The sequence below is a fragment of the Paenibacillus sp. V4I7 genome, assembly GCF_030817275.1.
In the GTDB taxonomy this organism is placed as follows: Bacteria; Bacillota; Bacilli; order Paenibacillales; family NBRC-103111; genus Paenibacillus_E.
Window position 1 is genome coordinate 6,742,140 of the sequence record NZ_JAUSZD010000002.1, and the last position, 25,054, is coordinate 6,767,193.

Annotated in this window: 22 protein-coding genes; 6 read left to right on the top strand and 16 right to left on the bottom strand. The window is 46.7% G+C overall.

Annotation, left to right across the window (positions count from 1 at the left end):
- Positions 1-13: 13 nt before the first annotated feature.
- The 4 genes from glgD to QFZ80_RS31580 all read right to left on the bottom strand — a co-directional run bounded on the left by glgD (position 14) and on the right by QFZ80_RS31580 (position 5,673).
- Entirely contained in the window at positions 14-1,168 is a 1,155-nt protein-coding gene (gene glgD / locus QFZ80_RS31565) for a glucose-1-phosphate adenylyltransferase subunit GlgD (protein ID WP_307562666.1), read from the bottom strand.
- Positions 1,169-1,268: 100 nt separating this feature from the next.
- Entirely contained in the window at positions 1,269-2,453 is a 1,185-nt protein-coding gene (locus QFZ80_RS31570) for a glucose-1-phosphate adenylyltransferase (RefSeq protein ID WP_307551614.1), read from the bottom strand.
- Positions 2,454-2,460: 7 nt separating this feature from the next.
- Positions 2,461-4,365 carry a 1,4-alpha-glucan branching protein GlgB gene (glgB, locus tag QFZ80_RS31575; RefSeq protein WP_307562668.1) on the bottom strand — a complete coding sequence of 635 codons (1,905 nt, stop codon included), beginning with the start codon at positions 4,363-4,365 and terminating at the stop codon, positions 2,461-2,463.
- Positions 4,366-4,539: 174 nt separating this feature from the next.
- Complete coding sequence (locus tag QFZ80_RS31580; RefSeq protein ID WP_307562670.1) at positions 4,540-5,673, bottom strand: PP2C family protein-serine/threonine phosphatase; 1,134 nt, start codon at positions 5,671-5,673, stop codon at positions 4,540-4,542.
- Positions 5,674-5,934: 261 nt separating this feature from the next.
- Here QFZ80_RS31580 and QFZ80_RS31585 point away from each other — a divergent pair, with 261 nt between their 5' ends.
- Both QFZ80_RS31585 and QFZ80_RS31590 read left to right on the top strand, forming a co-directional pair.
- Positions 5,935-6,351, top strand: coding sequence for a YtxH domain-containing protein (locus tag QFZ80_RS31585; RefSeq protein ID WP_307551608.1), 417 nt, complete (start codon positions 5,935-5,937; stop codon positions 6,349-6,351).
- Between the two features lie 63 nt (positions 6,352-6,414).
- Positions 6,415-6,825 (top strand): hypothetical protein, encoded by a 411-nt coding sequence (locus QFZ80_RS31590; protein WP_307551607.1) that lies wholly within the window; start codon positions 6,415-6,417, stop codon positions 6,823-6,825.
- Positions 6,826-6,893: 68 nt separating this feature from the next.
- Here QFZ80_RS31590 and dgoD read toward each other — a convergent pair whose 3' ends face one another.
- From dgoD to fumC, 7 genes are all read right to left on the bottom strand, one after another.
- Positions 6,894-8,042 (bottom strand): galactonate dehydratase, encoded by a 1,149-nt coding sequence (gene dgoD, locus QFZ80_RS31595; RefSeq protein ID WP_307562673.1) that lies wholly within the window; start codon positions 8,040-8,042, stop codon positions 6,894-6,896.
- 80 nt (positions 8,043-8,122) lie between these two features.
- Complete coding sequence (locus QFZ80_RS31600) at positions 8,123-9,739, bottom strand: response regulator (RefSeq protein WP_307551604.1); 1,617 nt, start codon at positions 9,737-9,739, stop codon at positions 8,123-8,125.
- A gap of 30 nt (positions 9,740-9,769) precedes the next feature.
- Positions 9,770-11,491 (bottom strand): sensor histidine kinase, encoded by a 1,722-nt coding sequence (locus tag QFZ80_RS31605; protein ID WP_307562675.1) that lies wholly within the window; start codon positions 11,489-11,491, stop codon positions 9,770-9,772.
- A gap of 115 nt (positions 11,492-11,606) precedes the next feature.
- Positions 11,607-12,422, bottom strand: coding sequence for a carbohydrate ABC transporter permease (locus tag QFZ80_RS31610; RefSeq protein ID WP_307551600.1), 816 nt, complete (start codon positions 12,420-12,422; stop codon positions 11,607-11,609).
- Positions 12,419-13,303 (bottom strand): carbohydrate ABC transporter permease, encoded by an 885-nt coding sequence (locus QFZ80_RS31615; protein ID WP_307551598.1) that lies wholly within the window; start codon positions 13,301-13,303, stop codon positions 12,419-12,421. Before QFZ80_RS31615 ends, QFZ80_RS31610 begins: the two co-directional genes overlap by 4 nt.
- A gap of 95 nt (positions 13,304-13,398) precedes the next feature.
- Positions 13,399-14,739 (bottom strand): ABC transporter substrate-binding protein, encoded by a 1,341-nt coding sequence (locus tag QFZ80_RS31620; RefSeq protein WP_307551596.1) that lies wholly within the window; start codon positions 14,737-14,739, stop codon positions 13,399-13,401.
- 351 nt (positions 14,740-15,090) lie between these two features.
- Positions 15,091-16,482, bottom strand: a complete 1,392-nt coding sequence (gene fumC, locus QFZ80_RS31625) for a class II fumarate hydratase (RefSeq protein WP_307562677.1) — start codon at positions 16,480-16,482, stop codon at positions 15,091-15,093.
- A 199-nt stretch (positions 16,483-16,681) separates the two neighbouring features.
- On the opposite strand from fumC, the gene QFZ80_RS31630 reads away from it, so the two are divergent.
- Positions 16,682-17,074 (top strand): acyl-CoA thioesterase, encoded by a 393-nt coding sequence (locus tag QFZ80_RS31630; protein WP_307551592.1) that lies wholly within the window; start codon positions 16,682-16,684, stop codon positions 17,072-17,074.
- Positions 17,075-17,086: 12 nt separating this feature from the next.
- Here the strand turns inward: QFZ80_RS31630 and QFZ80_RS31635 are convergent, their stop codons facing one another.
- Positions 17,087-17,656, bottom strand: a complete 570-nt coding sequence (locus QFZ80_RS31635) for a pyridoxamine 5'-phosphate oxidase family protein (protein WP_307551590.1) — start codon at positions 17,654-17,656, stop codon at positions 17,087-17,089.
- A 295-nt stretch (positions 17,657-17,951) separates the two neighbouring features.
- On the opposite strand from QFZ80_RS31635, the gene QFZ80_RS31640 reads away from it, so the two are divergent.
- Both QFZ80_RS31640 and QFZ80_RS31645 read left to right on the top strand, forming a co-directional pair.
- Positions 17,952-18,119 (top strand): hypothetical protein, encoded by a 168-nt coding sequence (locus tag QFZ80_RS31640; RefSeq protein ID WP_307551588.1) that lies wholly within the window; start codon positions 17,952-17,954, stop codon positions 18,117-18,119.
- Positions 18,120-18,824: 705 nt separating this feature from the next.
- Entirely contained in the window at positions 18,825-19,433 is a 609-nt protein-coding gene (locus QFZ80_RS31645) for a DUF3298 and DUF4163 domain-containing protein (RefSeq protein ID WP_307562679.1), read from the top strand.
- 2 nt (positions 19,434-19,435) lie between these two features.
- Here QFZ80_RS31645 and QFZ80_RS31650 read toward each other — a convergent pair whose 3' ends face one another.
- Positions 19,436-20,443: a TRM11 family SAM-dependent methyltransferase gene (locus tag QFZ80_RS31650; RefSeq protein WP_307562681.1), complete on the bottom strand. Its 1,008-nt coding sequence runs from the start codon at positions 20,441-20,443 to the stop codon at positions 19,436-19,438.
- Between the two features lie 30 nt (positions 20,444-20,473).
- The gene (locus tag QFZ80_RS31655) at positions 20,474-21,382 is read right to left on the bottom strand and encodes a LysR family transcriptional regulator (RefSeq protein ID WP_307551581.1); all 909 of its coding nucleotides are present in this window, start codon (positions 21,380-21,382) and stop codon (positions 20,474-20,476) included.
- Between the two features lie 127 nt (positions 21,383-21,509).
- On the opposite strand from QFZ80_RS31655, the gene QFZ80_RS31660 reads away from it, so the two are divergent.
- Positions 21,510-22,580: a branched-chain amino acid aminotransferase gene (locus QFZ80_RS31660; protein ID WP_307562683.1), complete on the top strand. Its 1,071-nt coding sequence runs from the start codon at positions 21,510-21,512 to the stop codon at positions 22,578-22,580.
- 184 nt (positions 22,581-22,764) lie between these two features.
- On the opposite strand, the gene QFZ80_RS31665 is transcribed toward QFZ80_RS31660, so the two are convergent.
- Together QFZ80_RS31665 and QFZ80_RS31670 are read right to left on the bottom strand one after the other, a co-directional pair.
- Positions 22,765-23,199: a YkvA family protein gene (locus tag QFZ80_RS31665; protein ID WP_307562685.1), complete on the bottom strand. Its 435-nt coding sequence runs from the start codon at positions 23,197-23,199 to the stop codon at positions 22,765-22,767.
- A 299-nt stretch (positions 23,200-23,498) separates the two neighbouring features.
- Positions 23,499-25,046 carry an extracellular solute-binding protein gene (locus tag QFZ80_RS31670; RefSeq protein ID WP_307562687.1) on the bottom strand — a complete coding sequence of 516 codons (1,548 nt, stop codon included), beginning with the start codon at positions 25,044-25,046 and terminating at the stop codon, positions 23,499-23,501.
- Positions 25,047-25,054: the final 8 nt, after the last annotated feature.

The following is a 25,054-nucleotide window of genomic DNA, read 5'->3' on the forward strand; positions in this document are numbered from 1 at the left end:
TCGCACCTTTGGATTAGATTACTTCACTTTTCTCAGCCACAAAAGGATGTGCGTACTGACCGCATAACACGGCCCCTTGCTCTACAACGACCTGCTTGTCCAAAATAACACGGTCCAAATACACGCTTGCTTCAATTGCACAATCATGCATGATGACACTATTCTTAACACTGGCACCTTTACTTACCGTCACACCTGGAAACAAGATGCTGTTCTCCACATAGCCTTCAATCCGGCAGCCATGAGCGACGAACGAATTACGGATCAGCGCGTCATGGTTACAGGCCGTTGCTTGTTCTACCTCTTTTCGCGTATAGACAAACTCTTGATTAATCATGAATTGCTTCCAACCTTGCGGTTGCAGGAGATCCATGCTGTGCACATAGTAACTGTCCACGGAATCCATAATCGCCATATACCCATGATTGGCATAGCCTTGTACATGAATATCGGCCAGATGAGCCCAGATGACCTCTTTCAGATAGATCTCGCTCCCGCGCTTCAAGCTCTTCTCAATGAGATCGATCAGTAGCTTCCGTTCCATAACCATCGTATCCAAATCGATATTTTGCGGTGTTAAGCTCGGCAGTGCGTGATAAGTCTGAGAGGCGCTAATCACGCGGCCTTGATCATTCATCTCCAAGTTGTAAGCGCGACCAATATGAGCATGACGGTCAATCTCTGTCAAATGTTTAAAAAGTACCGTAATTTCCGCATCACTGCTGAGGTGAAAATCGACCATATTTTCGAAATTAGAACGATAAATAACGCTGCTAGGCGCAAGCAAAATATAGGTTTCGGTGCACGACCTTAAATAATCGAGATGACTGTAGAGATGAAGGAGATCGCCATGGTCGAAATCTCGTGTATCACTCGCGGGATCTATCCACAGGGAGAAAGGCGGGAGAATAGAGAACCCTCCTGTATCCGAAGCATCTAACCCCCAGTGATGCCCGTCACCCACATGTTCAAGCAGTGAATCCGCCTTCGAATTAGCCAAAACGACGACTTTCTGAATGCCCGAATTGCTCATATTAGAAAGCGCAAAATCTACTAGTCGGTACTGACCCGCAAAAGGCACAGCAGCGACACAACGATTTCGGGTTAGCGTTGATAAATCATCCTGTTCATTCATGAGATTGATCATGCCAAGAACATCTTTCATCATACACTCCTCCTTAGAGCTTTGCTTCAGCAAAGCTATCTTCGTAAGCATTAACTGAGTCTTGCTTTAGCAAGACTAGCATCGTAAGCATTTACTACCTCAATTAACCGAAATTCAGCCTCGTATCCGTCAGCTTAGCAGGTATCTTAGCTGGATAATGACGTCCTACCACTGTTTTCTCACCTACTGCAATAATCTCTGCACCACCTGGCTTACCAACAATAGCTCCATCTTTGATAATGGATCCTTCTCCAATAACAGCATTAAGAATAAGTGCATTTTTTCCAATCTGTACACCTGGCATAATGACACTGTTCAGCACTCTACTATTTTCTCCAACTCTAACACCATCAAATAGAACAGAATGATTCACATGACCATGAATGGTTGCGCCGTCTCCTATCACTGCATTGTTCACTCTAGCACCTAGGGCGACATGGCTTTTCGGAAGATCACGCTCTTGGGTCAGTACAGGCCATGTATCATGATCCAAATGCAGCCTTGGCGTATAACCAAGTAAATCCATATGGGATTCCCATAGGCTTTCGATCGTACCGACATCTTTCCAATACCCTTTAAATGGATAAGCGGATAAATAGGCACCTGCCGCCAACAGTCCAGGAATAATATCATGACCAAAATCATGACTCGATGTCATATCTTTCGCATCTTGTTCCAGGCATGCCTTCAGCACTTCCCAATTAAATATATAAACGCCCATGGAAGCCAGATTGCTAACAGGTTTGAGTGGTTTCTCAGCAAATCCGGTAATCCGGTGATGCTCGTCCGTATTCATAATGCCGAATCGGCTCGCTTCTTCCCATCTCACTGGAATAACCGAAAGCGTTGCATCGGCACCAGAAGCTTTATGATGCTCGAGTATAGCTCTGTAATCCATATGATAAATATGATCACCAGAAATAATTAACACGTAGCTTGGATCATGTGCACGAAGGTAGGATATATTTTGATAGATGGCATCCGCTGTTCCCGAATAAGCATTCGGAGCGCTAACCTGCCTTTCCAGAATAGAGATGCCGCCGCTTTCATTCACCATGCCCCAGACTTCCCCTTTGCCAATATGGGCATGCAAAACAGCTGGCTTGTACTGCGTCAGCACACCGACCGTATCCATACCGGAATTACGGCAATTGCTCAAGGTAAAGTCGATAATTCTATATTTTCCGCCAAAATGAACAGCCGGCTTAGCGACATTTTTAGTTAAAGGACCCAATCTAGTTCCTTCACCGCCAGCTAATAACATGGCTACACATTCCCGCTTTTTCATAGTCATCTCATCCTTCCGAAGGAATATATTTGAGTACGATTGCTGCCAGGGGAGGTATCGATACCGTTATGCTGTGCGGACAATCCTGGCATGTCCACTCTTCGGAGACTAGCGTTCTGTCATTCGTCACGCCCGATCCACCGAATTCTTGCTTATCACTATTAAAGACCTCCTGATAACGCCCGGGCCTCATCACCCCTAGTCGATATCCCTCATGAGCCTCAGGCTTAAAATTACAGATGATGACGAGCTGTTCATTGCCGTTTTCCGAGTTTCGAATGAAAGACACAAGTCCATCGCTTTTATCCTCAGCGTTAATCGGTTCGAAGCCGATCGGTTCATAATCCAACTCCCATAAGGCTCTCTCCGCTATGTAGAAGTGATTCATATTTTTCACAAAATGCTCAAATTGCTGATGTTCTTCGAATTTCAATAAATCCCATTCCAGCGAAGCTTCCGAATTCCAATCATCGATCTGACCGAATTCATTCCCCATAAAAAGCAGCTTTTTGCCCGGATGACCCATCATATAGGTGTACAGCACTCGCAGATTAGCGAAACGCTGCCAGTTATCGTCACCTGACATTTTACCGAGAAGGGATTTGTTGGAATGAACCACTTCATCATGCGCATAGGGGAGAATATAATTTTCATCCCAAGCATTTAGCAGCGAATTCGTCAATTGATCTTCCTGACTTCTGCGTTCTTCCTGATTTTTCTTCATATACGTAAGCGTGTTCCACGTAAAGCCTAAGTTCCATTTGTAATTAAAGCCTAGTCCGCCATTCTCGACGGGAGCGGTTACGCCTGGATAAGAGCTCGTATCCTCTGCCATCATCAGTGCATTGGGATACCTGGAGAATACGACGGCATTCAGTTTCTGGAGGAAGGCAATTCCTTCGAGATTCTCATCGCCGCCCTTTTCATTCACAATACGCTCCTCTTCTTCTCGATCGAAATTCAGCGTTAGTATGCTATAAACCGCATCCACTCTTAACCCATCAATATGATAGACATCCATCCAAAATAGGGCATTAGAGATTAGGAAACTAAGAACTTCCGGCTTTGCGTAATCGAATACCTGCGTCCCCCAAGTAGGATGTTCACCTTTTCGGCTGTCTGCATATTCATAAAGCGGTGTCCCATCGAATCGGGTCAAGCCGTGAGCGTCCTTGCAAAAATGTGCGGGCACCCAATCCATAATGACCCCAATTCCCTTCTGGTGGCAGCGGTCTACGAAGTACATGAAGTCCTTCGGTGATCCAAATCGGCTAGTCACTGAGAAGTAGCTGGTTACCTGATAGCCCCAAGACGCATCCAGAGGATGTTCCTCTAACGGCATCAGCTCAATATGGGTATAGCCCCGTTCATGCACATAATCGACTAGCCCATCAGCTAATTCCACATAACTGTAGAATCCGCCGTCCTCCTTGCGCTTCCAACTGCCCAAATGCACCTCGTAGATAAGGAGCGGCTGTTGTAGGAATTGGTTTGACGTGTTGTTCGCCAACCACGCCTCGTCCTGCCATTCATAACCTTCCAGTGAGGTCACAATAGAAGCCGTTCCGGGTCGAAGCTCGGAATGAAACGCATAAGGATCTGACTTTAGATAGCATTCATCGTCCAAAGTGACGATTTCATATTTATATAGTGTGCCTTCACCTAGTTCCGGAATGAACAGCGTCCATACGCCATCTGCTAGCGACATCTCGTGATTGCTGCCATTCCATCCATTGAAGCTGCCTGAAACGTTAACCTGTTTGGCATTTGGCGCCCAAACTGCGAAGTTAACCCCCATCTGACCACTGCGCTCTTCCACATGGGAACCCAGAAAATGATAACTTTGATACTGCGTCCCCTCATGTAATAAATACAAAGCGTCTGGACTGGCTTCCGATGCCAATGTCGTCATCCCAATTCCTCCCAACGTGTTGGACTAATACTCCTTATTACACGCCTTCGGGTCTATTGAAACAAAAAAAGCACAAGTTTTATTCCCCATTTGGGATAAAACTTGTGCGTCCGTGACGTTATAAACCACTTTCGCCAATCTGCTATCGGAGACGATATTTTTCGCCGCTAACTACTACGTTGTTATCATAACCAAGCACATATCGTCTTGCGGAGAACCCGTTTTGGCATAAGGATAAATGCGCTCAACCAAGCCGTCTGGATCGTGCGTCGTCGTCTCCTTCAAGCTTCCCATGATTTTGGTGATGCCGTCCTCTTGTTCATCATCTAGCCACTCCGACAGACCGTCAGTGAACAAGACAATTCGGGCTTCCTTCTCATAGGGAATAACACCTTTGGTAATCTCAATCCCCTCAAAAAAGCCGAGGGCACAACAGCCTTCTGTCAGCAATTTCACTTCACCGTCTAGAAGCGCGATGCCTGCGGGATGTCCGGCATTCACATACTCTATCGTGCGCCGTTCCGTATCCAGGACCATATAAATCGCTGTAAAATAGTAATTAATCAGGTTATCTGATTGATGCAGCTGATTCATCCGCCCATTCAGCTCACGCATCACGCCTTCCGGATCACAGATGTTCGTGATGGTATCCTTCAAAGCGGAATAAATATACATGCAAACAAGCGAAGACGAAATGCCATGCCCCATCATATCCAGTAAAATGATCCCATGCCGATTCGGCCCGATCGAATACCAGGCATAGAAGTCACCCGCAAGCTCAGAGGAAGGCTTATAGACCGCTGAGATCTGGATATGCTCATCCTTAAGGGGGCTGCTCAGTACACTAAGCTGGACTTGCTTGGCCAAATCAAGCTCATACTTAATCCGCTTGTCCCGCTCTTTGTGCCAATCCTTCTCATATTTCAAGCGGAGCGTAGAACGAATACGCGCAAGCAGCTCCACCTTATTGATCGGCTTCATCACATAATCGAGTGCCCCGGCATCCAGCGCTTCAGCCAGTTTATTGGAATCCCCCATCGCCGTCACGAAAATAATCGGAATATCCCGGAACCTTTCGTCGGCTTGAACTGTTCGACAAGCTTCCACCCCATCAATTTCCGGCATCATCATATCCATCAAAATCAAATCAACCGGTACTTCAACCGTGCTTGGTGAATCCATATCCAATAATTGATACAGCTCTCTGGCAGAAGACACCATAACCAAATCGGTGTAACCGGCTTTAAGCAGGATTTTTTCAATAATAAGTAAATTCGTCGCGTTGTCGTCTACTATCACAATACTCATTGCTCGAACCCCTTTCGGGTAAAAGATAACGGAAACCCTCATCGTAGTTTAACATAATTTATTATCAAACATGTTGATCGTTTATTTTATCTACTACCCATTTGAAAAAAATTCAATCACAATGCTGCTCGGGCTTCCTCGCTTCTATAATGAAACGGAAATAAAAATGGGTTTTTTATGTTTCAAAAAAAAGAAAGAAGGTTACATTCTAGTATGAAGCATGGCAACACCACAACACCCAAACTAAAGGAGAGATGACTCATGAGTGAAGCAGTCGGAACAAACAAAGGCGGACTATTGTTAGGTTTAGTAATCGGCGGCGCTGTAGGCGCGGTAACCTCATTGTTATTAGCCCCTAAAGCCGGGTCGGAGCTGCGTGAAGACTTGTCGAATACGTACCGCACGTTCAATGATAAAACAAGCCAATTGGCTTCCGCTGTAGGTCAGAAAACACAGGATATTGTCTCAACCGTAAGTGACAAAACACAAGATATCGCATCAGCTGTTAGTGAGAAGACGCAGGAAGTTGCTTCAGCAGTTAGTGAGAAAACAAAGGATATGGCCAGCTCCGTTAGCCATCAAGCTTCAGAAGCCGCTGATAAGGCCAAAGAAAGCAAACAGCTTGCAGCTGAGTCTTTACAGGCTGCCAAAACGAATTACCAAAATAATCAACATTAAGTATCACATAGATTCGCAAGGACGGTGTACGCTTTTGACGTATGCTTGAATGGAGGAATTACAATGGATAAAGGCACTCTGCATCAACAGTTAACCGATCTGGGGTTAGATCGTATCGAATACACGGAGAAATCGGTCTATAAATTCGATATTTATCACGATGCCACATCAGCCGCCTACCCACTTACGTTAACCACATTCACCTCTGAGCACGGGAATACAACCGTTCATTTCCATGAAGCCGACTTTCAAGAAAACGAATTCGTTCCTCTGCAAGTTCGCCGGACGGCACTGGACAAATTAATTGAATTAGAGCGGATCTGTAACGGCTCAGCCGGCAAATCCATGGAAGCCAACAATGGCTCCATGGCGCAGGATATGGATGAGATGAAGAAGCTGGGTAATGAAATGAAACATATGAAAACGAATAGCGAACTGCTGGAAAAGAATATGATTCCTGATCCGATTCAGTAGCTCAAGGATAAACCGAAAGAGCCTCAATTCCATGAAGATGGAATTGAGGCTCTTTCGTGCTGTTTCACTTACCACTCGGCTACTGTACCATCGGCTTGACGCCAAACTGGATTTTTCCAGTTATGACCAATTGCAGCCATTTCTCTTACTTTATCTTCATTGATCTCGATGCCAAGACCTGGAGCTGTTAGATTGGCTACGAAGCCTTCTTCATACTTAAACACAGAAGGATCTTTCAAATAATCGAGTAAATCACTGCCTTGATTGTAGTGAATGCCGAGACTTTGCTCCTGAATGAAGGCATTCGGAGAGCACGTATCCAACTGCAGGCATGCTGCCAAGGCGATAGGGCCTAACGGACAGTGCGGCGCAATTGCAATATCGTAGGCTTCCGCCATCGCGGCGATTTTACGTGTTTCCAAGATGCCTCCAGCATGGGAAAGATCGGGTTGGATAATGTCCACGATTCCTTGGACCAACAGCTCTTTGAAGCCCCAGCGCGTATACATCCGCTCTCCCGTGGCAATCGGACACGAGGTGTAACGAGCGATCTCTTTAAGCGCTTCATTATTTTCAGGCAAAACAGGCTCTTCAATGAACATTGGCCGGTACGGCTCTAGTTCCTTGACGATGATTTTGGCCATCGACTTGTGCACGCGGCCGTGGAAATCGATGCCGATGCCAACGTCCTTGCCGACGGCTTCGCGTACCGCGGCAATGCGCGCAATAGCTTCATCCACTTTGCTGATGGAGTCAATGTAGTGCACTTCCTCGGTGGCGTTCATTTTCACCGCCGTAAATCCAGCTGCGACCTGCTGTTTGGCCGCTTGGCCTACGTCGCTCGGGCGGTCCCCGCCGATCCACGAATAGACACGCGTCTTGTCGCGGCAAGCACCGCCAAGTAGATCATAGACCGGCGCATTGTAGAATTTGCCCTTAATGTCCCAGAGCGCTTGCTCAATGCCTGAGATTGCGCTGGTCAAGATCGGTCCTCCGCGGTAGAAGCCGCCGCGGTACAGCACTTGGAACATATCCTCAATCCGCATCGGATCCTTGCCAATGATCTGATCGCTCATCTCCATCACCGCTGCTGCAACAGTATCCGCCTTGCCCTCTACGACGGGCTCTCCCCATCCCGTAATGCCTTCATCCGTCTCGATTTTCAGAAATAACCATCTTGGCGGCACCTTAAACAGTTCCAACTTCGTAATTTTCATGATTATCGTCCTCCTCTATCCCTTGTTGAAATTCGCTGGGCAAGTCCAAATTCCTCTCACCAATCAGCACGATTTGTTCGCTACGAATATTGATCTCGGTACTCTTGCGGAGTCATGCCATAATGCTTCTTGAACGCATGATTAAAGGAATGTGGGCGTTGATAGCCAAGCTGTGTGGCGATTTCATAAATCTTATCCTGACCATTCTTCAGCAAATACGCAGCTTTATCCATCCGGGCATGATTGATGTAGTCGCTTAAATTTTCACCCGTTTCAAGTTTATAGATCTTCGATATATAAACCGGATGCATGTACACATGATCGGCAATCGATTGTAAGGAGACGTCGCTAGCCAGATGCTGATCGATGAAAGACCTAATATCCTTGATCAGCGTTGCACGGCTGTCCTGCCTTTCTTGATCCATATCCTCCTTCATGCGTTGTAAAGAACGAATCGACCATTCACGCAGCTGATTCACCGTACGAAAAGGTATACCTTCCATCATTCGTTCGTAATCACCGCCAATGAGCTGATGCAGCTGTCGGCCATTCTTATGCGCAATATAAGCAAAAGCGGATGCGATCGAGAAATAAACTTCTAATAGATGTTCCTGAGATTCAGAAAATCTAACTTCCATTTCATCAAAAATCAGGGACAGCTTCTCCTCTGTATCTTCCCATCTTGCTGCTTCCAATAGATGATTGAGCGTTGGCGGCTCATATAGCCGTTGCAAGGCTGACAGTTCGGTCTGAACAGACTCATCGCCAAGTCGCATGAACAGCTCGTGCTCACTCCCGATACGTTTGCGAAAAGCGCTAAGCGAGCTATTGTACAGCGCATTTATTTCGGCCGGGAACTCGCCCCAACTGCTCAGAAGGATGGAGATTTTGCCTTTCAAATAATTGCTCACGGCCGATTGGAGATCAGCAGCCGTACGTTCCAGCCAAGCAGCATCTTCCTTGTCGGGTGTTTCCTGCTTATGCTTCATCACAAATACCAAATAATCGTGAGCATCCTTCGTATGCCAGCTATCGAATTTCTCCGCAAATAATTCGTCGGCCATGTTGCTAATGGCATATTCTATTAACGATAAATGTCCGGTATCATATTCCAGAAAATCCGATTCCAACCGGACCATCATCAAAACGCAAGCATGCTCGTGGTAATCAGGGAGCTCTAGAATCTGCATTTTTTCTCGAAGTGAATGCTCCGATATTTTATGACCTTGAAGTAAATCATTCAATAAATTCCCCCTAAGCAAAGGGAGATTTTCCTTGAGAGTATACGTTAAACGCTGCGTAGAGATGACGGTCTCCCATTCCTTCTGCAGCTTCTCCATCACCCGGCTGACCGTAGCTAATAAAGCTTGTTCCGTGACGGGCTTGAGCAAATAATCCTCCGAACCCTGTAGAATCGCTTCTTTGGCATAGTTGAAGTCCGAGTATCCAGATAAGAGAATACATTTGGTCTTCGCCCAGCGACGGTTGATCTCAGCAATTAATTGCAAACCGGAGATACCGGGCATCTGAATGTCCGTAATCACGATATTAATCGACATTTGTTCGAGCAGCTCAAGCGCTTCTTTACCGGAATAAGCCTTAAACACCTGCTCAATCCCGATAGATGCCCAGTCAATCGTAGACTGAAGCCGATCCACGACATGCGCTTCATCATCGACAATCAATAATTGAATCATCGTTTAATCACCTCGGTGGCTAGATCACTCTCATGGGAGTTGTGTTTCCAACGTTAGCACTGCTCTTAAACCACCGTCATTTACTCGCTCAAAAGTAAGTCCGGAGCCTTCCCCGAACTGATAATACAATCGGTGGTGGACATTCCATGTTCCACAGCCAATCTCATCGGACATTGGAGCCTCCAGCTGTTTAAGCAGCTTATCTAATCCCGCTTCATCCAGCCCTCCGCCGTTATCTTCAACAATTAGTCGGTTCCAGCCATCTTTCTGCTCACCTGTAATCGTGATTAAATCCCCCTCTGCGCTGCGCTCAATCCCGTGGACAATGGCATTCTCTACAAGCGGCTGCAAAATAAGTCGGGGAACCCGCTCATCTAACATCTCATCTGGCACAGATATCTCGTACTTTAACCGGTGTATGCGGAGATTCTGAATCGTTAAATAATGACCTACCAAATCCAGTTCTTCCTGCAACCGCACACTTTGTTTTTCCACTCTAGTGGTGTAGCGATAAAACTCGGCTAAATTCTGCGACATGGCCACGACTGATTCTTTATCTTCCATCTCTGCTGAATTGATAATGAAGAACAAGGAGTTATACAGAAAATGCGGGTGAATCTGCGATTGCAGCTGTTTCAAGGTTGCTTCACGTGAGCGTATTTTCTCCGCATAAACATCCTCTACAAGCACTTGAATTTGCTCGGCCATCTCATTAAATCGCTGGATGAGGAAATCAAATTCATTTTTGGCTCTATACGCGATCCGAGCCGATAAATCGCCTCGCTTCACTTGCTGCACACTTTGAATCATCTTGCCAATAGGAATTTGCACGTTGCGATACAGCAAGAAAGAAGCCAGAATGCTCATCCCAAGCAGCAGAGCAATAGAAACGTAAAACAATTTACGCGTCATCGTAATAGGAGAAAGTATCTTCTCCACAGGCACATAATCAACTAAGTACCAACCCAACTGTTCCGACTTCACAAAGCTGATCAAATACTGTTGATTTGCAATTTCAAATTGAACTTGGCCGGTAAGCGGTAAACCTTGACCAGCCAATCTTTCATGAATTGTATGCGTAATCGACGGATTCGACGAGCTGTTGAAAATCGCCCTATTTTGCCCATCAACCAAAAAAGGATCACTTCGTTTATCTTGCTTGTACACATCAAGCAGTTGAATCATATTCTGCACGCTGAACCTTACTTGATACAGCACATTAGCTTGACCGGCAACCTGGGCACGTATAGGCTCACTAATTTCCCTACTGAACGACCCTATCCCATTGTCACCCTTGCGTTCCTCATACGTCCACGTTCGCTTAATCGGGCTATCCCAAGGCCACGCATCCGTTCCGTTGACAAATATACTAGAGGACAGCACTTGCTTCCCTTTCGGTATGGCAATCGTCAGCTCATTGACCCATCCGCTGGAGACACTTTGAAGGCTAAGCTTCTGTATAATTCGCGACTGTTCTTTCAGCATGTCATAATCGGGCGACTCATTCCTGTCGATAAATTCCCTTATGTAAGGATCGCTGCCGAGAATGACCGGAGACATCGCTAATCGCTCTACGTCCGCATCCAATTGATGCATGAAGAAAGACAGCTGGTTTAAATTCGATGACTGAATCTGGTCTTGAACAACATTATTCGTTATCCGATTCGTATAGCTGTAGAGCAGTACAATAGGGATAAGGAGTAGAATTAATAGAACGAGAATTTTGCTGAAAATATTAAGTTTATACGGCACGCTGGGTTCACCTTCCATGCTTCTGCTAAGCTTTCTAACTTAGAATTAACGTTTGCGAGAGAAGTCATCCAAAGAAAAGGCGACGACTACCCTCGTATTCGTTATGTCTTCATTATTAGCCTTTCACTGCACCAGCAGAAAGTCCGCTTACCACGTACCGTTGAGACACTAAAGCAATGATGAGAACCGGAAGTGTAATGATGCAGGCAGCAGCCATCAGCGCGCCCCAGTTGATTTCGGAATAGGACATAAAGTTAAACACAGCGATCGGTAACGTTTTTGTTTTGTCCCCTGCCAAGATAACCGAGAACATAAAATTGTTCCACGAAAATATGAAGGAGAGTAACGAAGCTGTAATAACACCTGGTCCTGAGATCGGCAAAATAATGCGCAGAAACACTTGATGATGCGTACATCCATCGATAAGTCCAGACTCTTCGATTTCCGTTGGAAGTGCCTCGAAAAAGGAAATCATTATCCAAATAATAAACGGTAATCCAACAAGCATATGACTTAGAATTAACGCTGTATACGTGTCTACCAAATGGATCTTGGAGAACAGGATGAACCAAGGAATCAAGAATGTGATTCCCGGAATAATTCTCGCGACTAAGATAAGAAGCCCAAGCTTGTGAAGGTGATGCCTTGCAATGGCATAAGCTGCCGGAAGCCCTAAAACAAGGGACAAAAGCGTCGAACCAGCTGCTACAAGGAAACTATTCCAAATAAACTTCAGGAAGTCGTATTCTTTGAACACACTGACATAGTTATGAAAAGTTGGTTTGAAGATGAACATATCACCTGTCGATAAAATCTGTGACTGTGTCTTGAAAGAAGCCAGTAACATCCAAACAAATGGAAAACCAAAGGCGATTAGGACTAGGAACGTTAGCAGCATTTGTATAAATCTTAAGCCCTTCTTTGGCTTCATGATGAGGTTCCCTCCAATCGTTTACGCATCCATATCATAAATAAAGTCAGTCCCATCACCAGAGCAAAGAAGATAACAAGTAACGATGAAGCCATACCTAGCTTAAAGTATTGGAAACCAAGCACATACCCATACAAGTTCAATGTCTCTGAAGCAAAATTAGGTCCGCCTTGTGTTGTCGCATAAATAATATCGAACGTCTTCAACACATCGATTAAGCGCAGCATCGCCGCTACAATGATCGTTGGTTTCAGCAAGGGCAGCGTAATGGAAACGAATTTTCTCCATGCCGTTGCACCGTCTACATCCGCCGCCTCATAAGGATCGGTTGGGAGTGTAGCTAAGCCTGCCATAATAATCAGAGCAATCATCGGTGTCCATTGCCAGACGTCTACGATAACCAATGACGGTATAACCTGATTTGGCGAAGCTAGCCATAACAAAGGCTGCAAGCCCATCGATTTGAGCATCATATTCGCTACCCCAATCGTTGGCTCGTAGATAAGCATCCACACCAAGCCCATGGCTACCGGTGTTGCTACCATGGGCAGCAGGAATACCGTTTTTACGATGTTTTTTCCTTTGAATTCCCTCGACAGCAGCAAGGCAATCGCGATCCCCAGGATAACTTCAAGCCCAAGGGCCATGATCGTGAAGTAGAACGTTGAACCTGTTGCATGCCAAAAGCGCTCATCTTTGAATAAGGCAATATAATTCGACAACCCTACAAAAAGTGGCGGTGTTGTCGCGGACATGCTCCACTCATAAAAGCTGATTCGGAATGTATAAATGATTGGAAACAGCATCATCAACAGGACGAAGATGACCGCCGGAAGCGTATAAATCCATTTTAAATTGCGGTTAAACCAACTGTATTGCATGACTTCATTCACCCTTCCTGATGAAATTGTACCCTTATGCAAAGGGTGAAGAGGGCCACTTGAGATGACCCTCATTGCTAACAATCGCGCTGTATTTATTTCGTTTTATCTTTATCCATAATCGCTTGCAGAGCTGCATTCGCTTTATCTGCTACCGGCTGAATGTTTGTTTCACCAGTCATCCATTTTTGTACGATTTCACCAACGGCATCACGAGCTTCACCTACGCTAATTACCGTTGGACGGTCGTGGTCTACACCGTTTTTAGAACTCTCTTTAATAATAGGAACGAGATCCGCTGGGAAGCCTGTCGTACCTTCTGGTTTATCCCAAACCGATGCGCGCGCGCCCGGGTTCCCTTTTTGCTGTGTTTTCAACACGACATCTTTGCTTGTTGCCCACTCGATGAATGCCCAAGTTGCATCTTTATTTCCCGATTTGGCGTTCATCGCAAGACCCCAAGATGTAATACTATACGGTTTGGAACCTGCTTTACCCGCAGGCATGACAGCAAAGCCAACTTGATCGGCAATTTGGGACTTCGCTGGATCTGTCGCATTTTTGTAGAGCGAGTTCGCATCCGTTAAGAAAGCAACTTTCCCTTGAGCGAAAATACCGAAAGCTTGCGGCCAAGACATATTGAGTACGCCTGGAGGCGCATAATCCTTAAGTAGAGTGCCGTACGTTGTAAATGCTTTGATCGCTTCTGGCGTGTTAATCGTTGCTTTATCGCCACTCGTGAAGTCTGCACCCTCTGAATATAAGAAGGAAGAAACTTGCGTAACTAGCGGTGAACGTTGGCCCCTAGCCACAAAGCCGTACATTTCGTTTTTCGGATCATGCAGCTTCTTAACTGCTGCTTGCAGCTCATCTAACGTTTTCGGTACTGCGATACCGGCCTTTTGCAACAAATCTTTACGATAGTACAAAATTTCTTGCTCGGTAATAATCGGAATACCAGCTAGCTTCGCATCAACCGTTGTGGAACCAACAGCTGATTTAGCAAAATCGGCGAAATCATAATCCTTTGCTTTTTGAGCGTAATCATCAAGCGGTTGAACCCAACCGTTTTTATAGAATAATTTACCCTCTTGAAGCGGACGGTACATGAAAACGTCTGGTGTTGCAGAACCGGATGTAAATTGTACGGTTAATTTTTGTGTCAGCTGATCCTCGAAAAAGCTCTCAACATTGACTTTGATGCCCGTTTCCTTCTCGAAGTCAGGAAGCAAAGGCTTGATCGCATCCGCCCAAGGATGGTTAGCTGCTACTAAATTGATCGACTTTCCTGCAAAAGGCTTTGCATTAGCCGTTGCGCCCGCTGCAGGCGTTGGCTGCTGCGTGTTCTCCGGCGTGCTCCCGCATCCTGCAACAACCGTTGCTGCCATGATAACTGTAGTACCAACACCGACCCATTGTTTCAATGATTTTTTCATCTGATATGTGACCTCCCAGGTAATCTTAAATGTATGTGCTTACATATCTAAGAGTACTTGATTCTTATATTCCGTTATATAACGAAAATTAAACATGCATAACTACATGTGAAGGGAAAAGGTCGATAGGTCCATTGATGGGACTATCTGTGACAGACAGCTGAAGACCTATGCAAATTACAGGTTAAAATTGATGTACTTTTGCATCTTAATTACGTGAGAAATTCACTCGAATTTGCTGCACTTTTTGCAGTTGGGTGCGGGTAGACAGGTACAAAAAGAGGTTGAGCTGCAGTCTTTAACTGCGGCCCAACCTCTTTTGTGGTGGAGACACTCCGTCCCCGTAGCTATTCACGTTGTCTTCGGATGCACCATGTCTTCCGGACGCACGTAGCTGTCAAACTGCTCAGCCGTTAAGTAGCCGCTGCGCACGGCTGACTCCTTCAGTGTCAGCCCTTCTTTGTGGGCTTGCTTCGCAATGCTGGCCGCTTTCTCATACCCGATATACGGGTTGAGCGCTGTAACCAGCATGAGGGATTGCTCAAGGTTGCGCTGAATGACCTCGCGATTCGGCTCCATGCCAACGAGACAGTTGTCATTGAACGAGCGCATACTATCAGCCAGCAGCCGCACGGACTGCAGGAAATTGTGTATGATCACGGGCTTGAACACGTTCAGCTCGAAGTTGCCCTGGCTGGCGGCGAAGCCGATGGCCGCATCGTGGCCCATCACCTGGCAAACGACCATCGTCATCGCTTCGCTCTGCGTGGGGTTGACCTTGCCCGGCATGATCGAGCTGCCGGGCTCGTTCTCCGGGATCGTGATTTCACCGATCCCGCAGCGGGGACCGCTCGATAGCCACCGCACATCGTTGGCTATCTTCATCAAGTTCGCCGCCAGCGCCTTCAGCGCTCCGTGGGCGTAAACGATCTGATCATGGCTGGTCAGCGCATGATACTTGTTCGCGGCCGAGACGAAGCGCGTGCCCGTCTCGCGAGACAGAGCTTCGGCGACGCGCGCGCCGAACTCGGGATGCGCGTTCAGCCCGGTGCCGACGGCGGTGCCGCCGATCGCCAGCTCGCGCATCGTATCGACGCTGCTGCGCACCATGCGCGCCGTCTGCTCCAGCATCGCCCACCAGCCGCTGATTTCCTGCCCCAGCGTCAGCGGGGTGGCGTCCTGCAGGTGCGTGCGGCCGATCTTCACGATGTCGGCGAAGGCCGTCATCTTGCTGTGGAGCGTAGCCTGCAAAAGCTCCATCGCAGGCAAAAGCTCCTCCTCCACAGCGATGACTCCAGCGACATGCATCGCCGTTGGAAACGTATCGTTCGAGCTTTGCGAACGATTCACATCATCGTTGGGATGTATGCGTTCCACGCCATCCCCCAGCAGTTCGCTGCCTCGGTGAGCAATCACCTCATTGACGTTCATGTTCGACTGCGTCCCGCTGCCCGTCTGCCAAACGACGAGCGGGAACTCGTCGTTCCAGCGGCCCTCCACGATTTCATCAGCAGCCTGCGCAATCGCCTCCGCCTTCTCTGGATTTAATCCGGCTAGCTCTCGGTTCACCTGCGCGGCGGCCTTTTTCAACAAGGCAAAAGCCCCAATCAACCGCACCGGCATCCGTTCTGTGCCAATCTTAAAATTCTCATAGCTGCGCTGCGTCTGAGCCCCCCACAACTTATCCACAGGTACTCTGATTTCACCCATCGTATCCTTTTCAATACGATAATCTTGCGCCATTATGTACCGCCTCCTGGACCTAGCTTTATAAGCAGATAAAATAAGTTAACCAATCTAGTGACATCATCAAACACGCAAGGCATAGTTTGCCCACATTGTGGAGCAGTATGAGCCTTTTACTGGTTTTCACACCCATAGACGAGCTATAATGAACAAAAACACCTGCCCATGTCAGGTGTAAAAGAAGGAGCTCATTTTCATGGAATCCAAACTGGATATTATCGTCAGATCAACGGAAATTGATGTGAACGGACACGTCAATAATGCCAAATATTTGGAGTACCTAGAATGGGGGCGCGAGAAATGGTATGAGCAGTCCCAGTTATCTTATGAAACCTTTGGCACGATGGGGATTCAAACTGTTACGGTGAACATCACCATCAATTATAAAAAAGAATGCAAACAAGGAGATCACTTAACGGTCACCTGCCGCCCTGAAAAAATGGGGCGCTCCAGCTATATGCTGAAGCAAGAGATTTTCAACAAGCAAGGTGACCTATGTGCTGACGCCCTTGTCACCAGCGTAACAATGGATAGCACGACGCGTAAAAGCCGAGAAGCGCCGGAGGCGTTGCGGAAACATTTTGAATAAAAAAGTGCGATCTTACACAGTGTCTGTGGATAACTTTTGACCGATTGTCGTCTGCAGTCCGTCCATGCTCGTCATGTTTTTTTCTTGCCAATAGTTATTCAACCCTTGCTCTCCTTGTTTCGCTGCCCAGTTCTGCAGGGTATTCCGTTCTCCCTCATAGGTATAAAAAGGGACGCTGTAGCCGCATGATGCTTTGACCTCATGAACGTGGGCGACGATGATTTGCCGAGCTCCAGGCAGCAGCGTAAAACGCGAAGATAACTTCTCCCACTCCGGGGTCCCTGGCAGAACAACACGCCCCTTCCCATACAGTCGCAGTATCATAGGTGGCCCTTCCACAGCCGTGAACATCAATGTAATTCGTCCATTTTCCTCTAAATGCGCACTTGTCTCATTCCCGCTTCCGGTTAAGTCCAAATAGGCCACTTCATTCGCTGATAAAATACGCAGTACATCATGACCCTTCGGTGAAAGATTTACGTGCCCTTCCGCCGTTAGTGGTGCCGACCCCACAAAAAAGATGTGCTGCTTCGCGATAAAAGCCTCATGTTCCGGCAGCAGTGCTTCGAATGATTTCCCCATATGCCAATCATCACCTTTCCATTTTGTTCTATTATGCTCTCCCTTACGATATTTGTAAAATAGTTAAAATAGACATCCTTTATAGTCATTACCTATGATTTAGAGCTAGAGCATTCTAATATCAAATAAATAAACTGTATGTTTACTGGAAAATAGAGACATACTTAATTAGTCAAAGATAAATGGCTTACGCTGTCCCTTAAGGACAATTACGTTTGCCAGAGTTGATACAAAGTAAGTTAGCTTGCCTATTTATACTTACCGATCAACTGAAACTTAGAGGAGGTGATTTCAAATGTCAACGACCAACAGTAGTGATGATGTGGTGAGCCATGGCATTAATGCCGCACAGGCCAACGCGGAAGATAGCGAATCAAAACAAAAAGTGGAGGAATTAAACTCCTTGCTTCAAGGTACAGCAACAAACTCCACCGCCAATGAAGATATGTCATCACAGGAGTAACTGCTGCAAATTATTTAAGATGATTAAGAATTAGCACCATAAGATAACTATAAAGTACAACAAAAAGAGCTTTTCCTGCTGGTCTACCGAGACCGAGGAAGAGCTCTTTTTTGGGTATTATAGGATTTTTGGGCTGATGAGCTGGGTAAGTTCTGCAGTAATCCTTGACTATTAGAGTGCTTAAGCTGCTCCATTTCTCCAAATCTCTGCTGCTCTGCTCCATTTCTCCAAATCTCTGCTGCTCTGCTCCAATTTGCACTACTCACTTCTAGACACTCCTACTTCTTCGATCCCTCTTGTGCAACCTATTCCTTTACTCTGCTGCTTCTCTACTCCCTCTTGTGCCGATCATTCCTTCACTCTACTGCTTTTCTACTCTGCTCCATTCCCTCACACTTCACACATCCACTTCCTCTTTACCGCTAAATGTAATAAGAGTCTCTAGAGACTGCTATTTCTCCGATTTCATCCTTAATGATACAAATAGAAGCCTTTGGAGACTCTTATTCTCGAAAAAATGGGGGGTTAAGTGGGTATATGGGGGAAATAGGAGTCTTTGAAGGCTTCTATTCCTCTGTTTGAAATGCTTTTTTCCGCAGTAGGAGCCTTTGGAGACTCTTATTCCACAAACATTCCCAAGAACGTTGAACCAAACGCCCACCCACGGAATAAATTGTAGCAAAAACGTATGGGTGGATGATGAAGATGAACGGATTACATGAACCCGTTAGTATACAGACGTATAGAGTGCTTCGTGATAAATTAAACCTGCTGTACCCAGCAGTTGTGCAGCATACGCCTTACCCGGCAGAGCTTGCAATGAACACAGCGATTGTTAACGCGGTTAATAAACAGCTTCACGAGCAAGGCTATCCGCAAAATCCGCAGACAGATGTGACGGCTCATTACGAGCTAAAGACGAATGAACGAGGTATCCTTAGCTTAACCTTATGGAATTATGCTTTTTCGGGCGGAGCTCATGGACTAACGATCCAAAACGCACTGACCTTCAACACAGAATCAGGCAAGGCCTATACGCTCAAAGATCTGTTTAAGCCCGGCAGCGATTACGTTGCCAAGCTTAGTGCCATCATTAAGGCTGAGCTTAAAACACGGGATATTCCTTTGTTGGTTGAATTTAATAGTATTAGACCAGATCAGGATTTTTATATCGCTGATAAGGCTTTGGTGGTTTATTTTCAAGTGTATGAGCTGGCCGCTTATGTCTACGGATTTTTGTATTTTCCTATTTCTGTGTATGCCATCCAAGATATCATCGCTGAAGATGGACCGCTCGGTAACATGCTTTATTAGTGCTAGACGCAGACGATAATTTGTCTGCTGAAATTACCTTTATTGACGGTGCAGCGCTCTGAAATGCGAAATCCTGCTTTCGCGATGAGTGGATCGATCTGCTCCGTCGTAACGATGACCGCGCGCTTCGCTAATCGGCGTGCGCTTTGGAGCATTTGCAGCTGCTCGTCCTCCGGCAGCTTCGAACAGAGATTGTACGGCATGTCTAGGATGAGCGCATCGTAGCGGATCTGCGAGCTGGTCGGTGACTCCGCCACCTGCTCGCCTATGCGTTCAAGGCTGGTCGGTGACAAATTCACCTGCTCACCTACCAAGCCTAGGGTCCGCATATCCGCGATGCTGACCACATTCGGCATGCCGAAGTGTTCGAGATTCACCCGCGCGCCGCGCACCGCCAGCGGGTTGATGTCGCAGCCCACGATGTCGATCCCCATCGACATCGCCTCCACCAGTACCGTGCCGATGCCGCAGCACGGGTCAATGGCCTTCGTGCCCGCTACGTCGGGCACGGCAATGTTCACCACCGCCCGCGCTATGCGCGTACTCAGGGCGGTGGAGTAGTTCTGCGGCTTCTGCTGATGCTGAAGCCACACGGCTTCGCCGTAGCTGCAGTGGCCGAACAACCATCGGCCTCCCAGCTCCGTCACGGCGAACCATTGCTCCGGCCGCCGCATCTCGGCTTTGCCGCGAAGATGCCGGCCTATTTCGCGAGCGACCTCGCGCTGGCGGTCCGTACTGACCGCAGCGTCTGTCTCCGCGAACGCAACCTTGAACGTTGACCCCTGTACGGTCAACGTCTCCACCCTCGAGGCCAGCTCCGGCAAGCTGCCGGCCTCGAATAACACATCCAGCCGCAGCTTCAAAAACGGGCTGCGGCTCGGCTCCACACGACGCGCGCTAATTGCGTAGCGTGCGCCAAGCATTGTCTCTGCGCCCAGCAAGGTGCGCAGTTCTAACTGGCACAGCGCCTGCTCGTCTTCGTGGCAGGCGTATACGTATATATGTTCCATACATCATCCCTCATTTTACATGTTAAATGCCTAAATCTGTTTTGCGTTTAAATTCCCGTTCTTTCCAGCACCTATCTGCTGCATCAACTGCTTCATAAACATATCCATCGTCTTACATAAAAACATATCCTTACGATAAATAATGCCCACGTCCTTCTGGGGAATCGGCTCTATAATCGGGATACTCCGGATGCCGCTGCTGCGGATACTGTCCACATAGGACTGTGGCAAAATAGCTCCGCCTACATTATTTTTGGCCATCTGAAGCAGTGATTCCAAGGTTGAGAGCTCTATCGCGGGTTTCCATTCAAAGCCGGACTGCTCACAACAATCATCCATCATTTGCCGAACATAAAATTTTTTCTGGAGCATAGCGATTGGAAGCTGGGCCAAGTCCGCCAAACGAATGGCTTTCGCCTGGGCTAGCGGATGCTTGTCCGAAATGACAAGCCGCAGCTGTTCCTTGTACATCGGGATGTAATGAAACTGTTCATCTTCATCAGGCAGGAAAACCACGCCTATGTCAAGCTGGTTGCTCAGCAGACGCTCCTTCGTTTCCTCGGTAGCGAGTTCCGTCACGGATAGCTCGATTTTCGGGTAAAGAGCATGGAAGGCAATAATCGTCGCGGTGAGCAAATGATTACCGGAGCAGCCAATACGCAGACGTCCCCGCTGCATGCCTTGGATCTCATTGATGGCCGCCTGCGCTTGATCCAACTCATGGAACATGTTCCTGCTGTGTTTATGAAGGATCTCGCCTGCTTCTGTGATGTAAATCTTTTTTCCGATTCGCTGAAAAAGCGGTGATCCTACCCGATGCTCCAATAGACGAATCTGTTGGCTAAGTGTGGGTTGGCTGATACCAAGCTTTTCCGCTGCCTTCGTGAAATGGAGTTCTTCGCATACCGCTAAAAAGTATTCCAATAATCGATGCTCCATCTTGGTATGCCTCCAATCATAGTTATTAACTATGATGGTAATTGATTATTCGCAATTGATCAATGATTGTTATTTATCTATAGTAACAATAACAAGTTAGAACTTATCGAAAAGGTGGTTGATGGCGATGTATGGACAGATTCGAATCGAACACAATCTGAGTTGTAAAACAAAGCCCCGGTTTGAAGAGGACTTAGGATTTGGTCGTCATTTTACTGATCATATGTTTATGATGGATTTCGAGGAAGGAAAGGGTTGGCATGATCCGCGTATTATTCCTTATGGACCCATTTCCCATGACCCCTCAGCGATGGTATTTCATTATGGGCAAGCCGTGTTCGAGGGGTTAAAGGCTTTTCGTACGGAATTGGATGAGATTGTTCTATTTCGACCTGACCAAAATGCACAGCGACTAAATCGTTCCTCCGACCGGCTGCAAATGCCTCAAATGGATGAGAATTTCGTCGTTGGCGCCATTCAAGCCCTCGTTCGTGTAGATGCCGATTGGGTGCCCAGAAAGAAGGGGTCCTCTTTATATATTCGTCCTTTTGTGATAGCTACCGAAGCCGGCTTAGGCGTTCGTGCCTCATCTCGCTATTCGTTCGTTATCATTATGTCGCCGGTTGACTCCTACTATGAGGAAGGGCTTAAGCCCATCAACATCCTTGTAGAAAGCCATTATACCAGGGCTGTTCAAGGTGGTACGGGCAGTGCCAAAGCAGCTGGCAATTACGCCGCAACCCTCAAGGCACAAGCCCTCGCCAAAGCACACAACTGCGCTCAAGTACTCTGGCTGGATGCCATCGAGAAAATTTATATAGAAGAAGCAGGCAGCATGAATGTCTTTTTCAAAATCAATGGGGAAGTTGTGACCCCAAGTCTTAGCGGCAGTATTCTGGATGGCATCACGCGAAACAGCATCATTCACCTGCTGAAGGAGTGGGGCATTCCGGTTACAGAGCGGAAAATTCCGATCGATGACATTGTTCTAGCCTATGAGAACGGAACCCTGGAGGAGGCCTTCGGTACAGGTACGGCTGCCGTCGTTTCCCCTATTGGCAGTCTCCTGTGGAACAGTACGCCCATGGTAATTAACCAAGGTAACATTGGTGATCTGGTTCGGAGGCTCTACGATACGATTACCGGGATTCAGTACGGAAGGATCGAGGATTCTCGCGGGTGGACGATTTCTTGCTGAATTCCAGCTTTCGATAAAAAAGACACCTCATGGGTGTCTTTTCTCATATGCAGGCTTAAGGCTCTCACATGTATAACCATGTATGCATGCTAACGTGCAGAGGCATTGTCAGTTCGTATCACTCTTACTTGCTTGGAGCAGCTAGCACTTCGCAAACGGCCCTCGAATAGTCAGACGTATCCTCCTATTTTACTCCTTGCTCGTCACTCTGTGGATCCTTCTCTTTCTGCTCTACAAGCTGCCCATCGATATCGATAATATCCTTGCTGTTCATCACATCATCACCAAGAAAATTCCTCAGCTTGTTCTTCGCTTTGCGCTTCACATCGTCATCGATACTCCTTGCGACAGATGCCAGCGCTAACCCCAAAGCACTTAAATCATCTACATATCCAACAATCGGCAGCAAATCGGGCAGGATATCCAGCGGCAAAATAAGATAACCCAGTGCGCCATAGATTTGAACTTTTGCTCTAAGCGGTGTTTTCGGACTTTCAACGGCGTAGAAGAGCAGCAGTCCGCTGTAAATGACTTTGCTGCCTGCCTTTTTGGCGCCCTTTTTCAGCTTCAGCCAGAAGTCGTCGGTAGAGAAATATTTCTGATATTTGGAAGAGTCCATCGAACGATCACTCCAATCATTTATTTATATATAACCCATATATAACAGAGATCAAGCATCCCTTTATGATACTCATATGTGTTATGCCGTTAGTGTGCTCACCCCAACGCCAAGAAACTCCGTTTCCAAGCTTGCTTCTCATTCAGTGAGTCTATGTTGATTTTGTCACAGAAGTGAGGACATTGGCAAGCGTCCTTGAAGGAAAAAAGAACTAGACCGGAGAGCGACTTCTCCCCGACCTAGTTCTAAGACGTGCAGCTACTCCCGTTTTTCTTCTTGGAGTAGCCCACCGTAGTTCATTATTTTTTGGATGCTTTATAAGCATCTAGTTGTTTTTGATACTCAGCTATCACTTTATCAATACCAGCTGCTTTCAGCTTATCAATGGCTGTCTTGCTCTTCTGGTCATAATCCAGCACACCATCGTAGATAGGCATCACATCGGATGTATAGACAGCCTGAATATTGGACATCTCGGCTTTCACCGCGGTTGGATCGAAGAAAAAGTCTGCTGCGAAGAATGTTTTCGCATTCGGATCCGCGACGAATAATGCTTTGTTAGCGCTTAACGTATTCGGATCGATACGAATGAACTTCAGGTTCCCGATCATCCAGTCTTCCTGCTTATACAGATCTGTCTTGCCATCTGCATCTTTTAGGTATTCAATACCGCGTTCACCGATTTTCTTGTACGTTTTGCCTTCAATGCCATACATGAACAAATCATAATTTTCCTGTGAGGTGTATAACCAATTCAAGAACTTTACGGCGGCTTCAGGATGTTTGCTGTTTGCTGCTACGGCATTTACGTTTTTCGCGTTAAACATTCTGTAATGCGGTTTATCAGGATTTAATCGCTGAAGGGTGAAATCTTCGTCTTTCATGTTTGGATACGTCTTTTTCATTTCATTAATGTTATTAGGTGTACCGAATAAGAACGGATAAATGCCACTATTGATTTGCTTATCGATTTGCTCCTGCTTAATTACGAGAATATCTGGATTCGTAAGTTTTTTCTGATAAGCCGTACGGAAGAATGCCGCATCCTTCTTAAACTCCTCTGTTTCTGCCCAGCTCTTCACTTTGCCGTCCTGATCAATGAAAGCAATTTTATCTTTCACTGCAAACGGATACGAATCATAAGCACGGTGCAGCACATCGGATGCATCACGCAATCCGCCGCGAATAGGAAGGTACGGCTTGGAAGCTCCATGATCTGTTGCCATTACCTTTTCCATAGCTGCCAGCATTTCTTCCTGGGTTTTAGGAACTTCCTTGACACCTGCTTGATTCAATAAGATGCGATTTGCTGTGAAGGAACCGTCAACAGCAGGTTCATACCAATAGGATGGAATACCGAACGTTTTCCCGTCTTTTTGTACGCCGCTCCATACTGAATCAGGTATAGCTTTCTTTAATTCAGGCCCATATTTTGCAACCTCGGGTCCAACATCTTTGACAGCTCCGCGACCAATATAATTGGCCAAAGAAATCCAGTCATTCATGACATGGAACATATCAAACGCTTCACCCGTTGAAAGCTTGAGGTTCAGCTTCTGTTCCCAGGCTCCCCAGTCGATATATTCTTTGATGATTTTCACATTCACGCCGTCAGCCTGCAGTTTCTTATCAACAGCATCTTTAACGGCTGCCCACTCTTTCGGTTCATTACCAGGTAAAACATATTTCAAAGTGACGACTTCTGCCGGTTTCGCTGATTCTTTGACACTCTTGTCTTCTGGTTTTATTGATGCAGAAGCTTCAGGCTTTTCATCTGTTGTTCCGCAGCCTGCAATAAAGGATACTGCTAATAGACTGGATATTGAAACCATGGATAGCTTTTTCATGTGACCCT

Coding starts and splice junctions, on each gene's coding strand:
- QFZ80_RS31645 (WP_307562679.1), top strand. CDS start 18,825: ATGAACGGATTACATGAACCCGTTAGTATACAGACGTATAGAGTGCTT.
- dgoD (WP_307562673.1), bottom strand. CDS start 8,042: ATGAAAATTACGAAGTTGGAACTGTTTAAGGTGCCGCCAAGATGGTTA.
- QFZ80_RS31650 (WP_307562681.1), bottom strand. CDS start 20,443: ATGGAACATATATACGTATACGCCTGCCACGAAGACGAGCAGGCGCTG.
- QFZ80_RS31655 (WP_307551581.1), bottom strand. CDS start 21,382: ATGGAGCATCGATTATTGGAATACTTTTTAGCGGTATGCGAAGAACTC.
- QFZ80_RS31660 (WP_307562683.1), top strand. CDS start 21,510: ATGTATGGACAGATTCGAATCGAACACAATCTGAGTTGTAAAACAAAG.
- QFZ80_RS31580 (WP_307562670.1), bottom strand. CDS start 5,673: ATGAGTATTGTGATAGTAGACGACAACGCGACGAATTTACTTATTATT.
- QFZ80_RS31670 (WP_307562687.1), bottom strand. CDS start 25,046: ATGAAAAAGCTATCCATGGTTTCAATATCCAGTCTATTAGCAGTATCC.
- QFZ80_RS31620 (WP_307551596.1), bottom strand. CDS start 14,739: ATGAAAAAATCATTGAAACAATGGGTCGGTGTTGGTACTACAGTTATC.
- QFZ80_RS31610 (WP_307551600.1), bottom strand. CDS start 12,422: ATGAAGCCAAAGAAGGGCTTAAGATTTATACAAATGCTGCTAACGTTC.
- QFZ80_RS31615 (WP_307551598.1), bottom strand. CDS start 13,303: ATGCAATACAGTTGGTTTAACCGCAATTTAAAATGGATTTATACGCTT.
- QFZ80_RS31640 (WP_307551588.1), top strand. CDS start 17,952: ATGTCAACGACCAACAGTAGTGATGATGTGGTGAGCCATGGCATTAAT.
- glgD (WP_307562666.1), bottom strand. CDS start 1,168: ATGATGAAAGATGTTCTTGGCATGATCAATCTCATGAATGAACAGGAT.
- glgB (WP_307562668.1), bottom strand. CDS start 4,365: ATGACGACATTGGCATCGGAAGCCAGTCCAGACGCTTTGTATTTATTA.
- QFZ80_RS31635 (WP_307551590.1), bottom strand. CDS start 17,656: ATGGGGAAATCATTCGAAGCACTGCTGCCGGAACATGAGGCTTTTATC.
- fumC (WP_307562677.1), bottom strand. CDS start 16,482: ATGGCGCAAGATTATCGTATTGAAAAGGATACGATGGGTGAAATCAGA.
- QFZ80_RS31570 (WP_307551614.1), bottom strand. CDS start 2,453: ATGAAAAAGCGGGAATGTGTAGCCATGTTATTAGCTGGCGGTGAAGGA.
- QFZ80_RS31585 (WP_307551608.1), top strand. CDS start 5,935: ATGAGTGAAGCAGTCGGAACAAACAAAGGCGGACTATTGTTAGGTTTA.
- QFZ80_RS31665 (WP_307562685.1), bottom strand. CDS start 23,199: ATGGACTCTTCCAAATATCAGAAATATTTCTCTACCGACGACTTCTGG.
- QFZ80_RS31630 (WP_307551592.1), top strand. CDS start 16,682: ATGGAATCCAAACTGGATATTATCGTCAGATCAACGGAAATTGATGTG.
- QFZ80_RS31600 (WP_307551604.1), bottom strand. CDS start 9,739: ATGATTCAATTATTGATTGTCGATGATGAAGCGCATGTCGTGGATCGG.
- QFZ80_RS31590 (WP_307551607.1), top strand. CDS start 6,415: ATGGATAAAGGCACTCTGCATCAACAGTTAACCGATCTGGGGTTAGAT.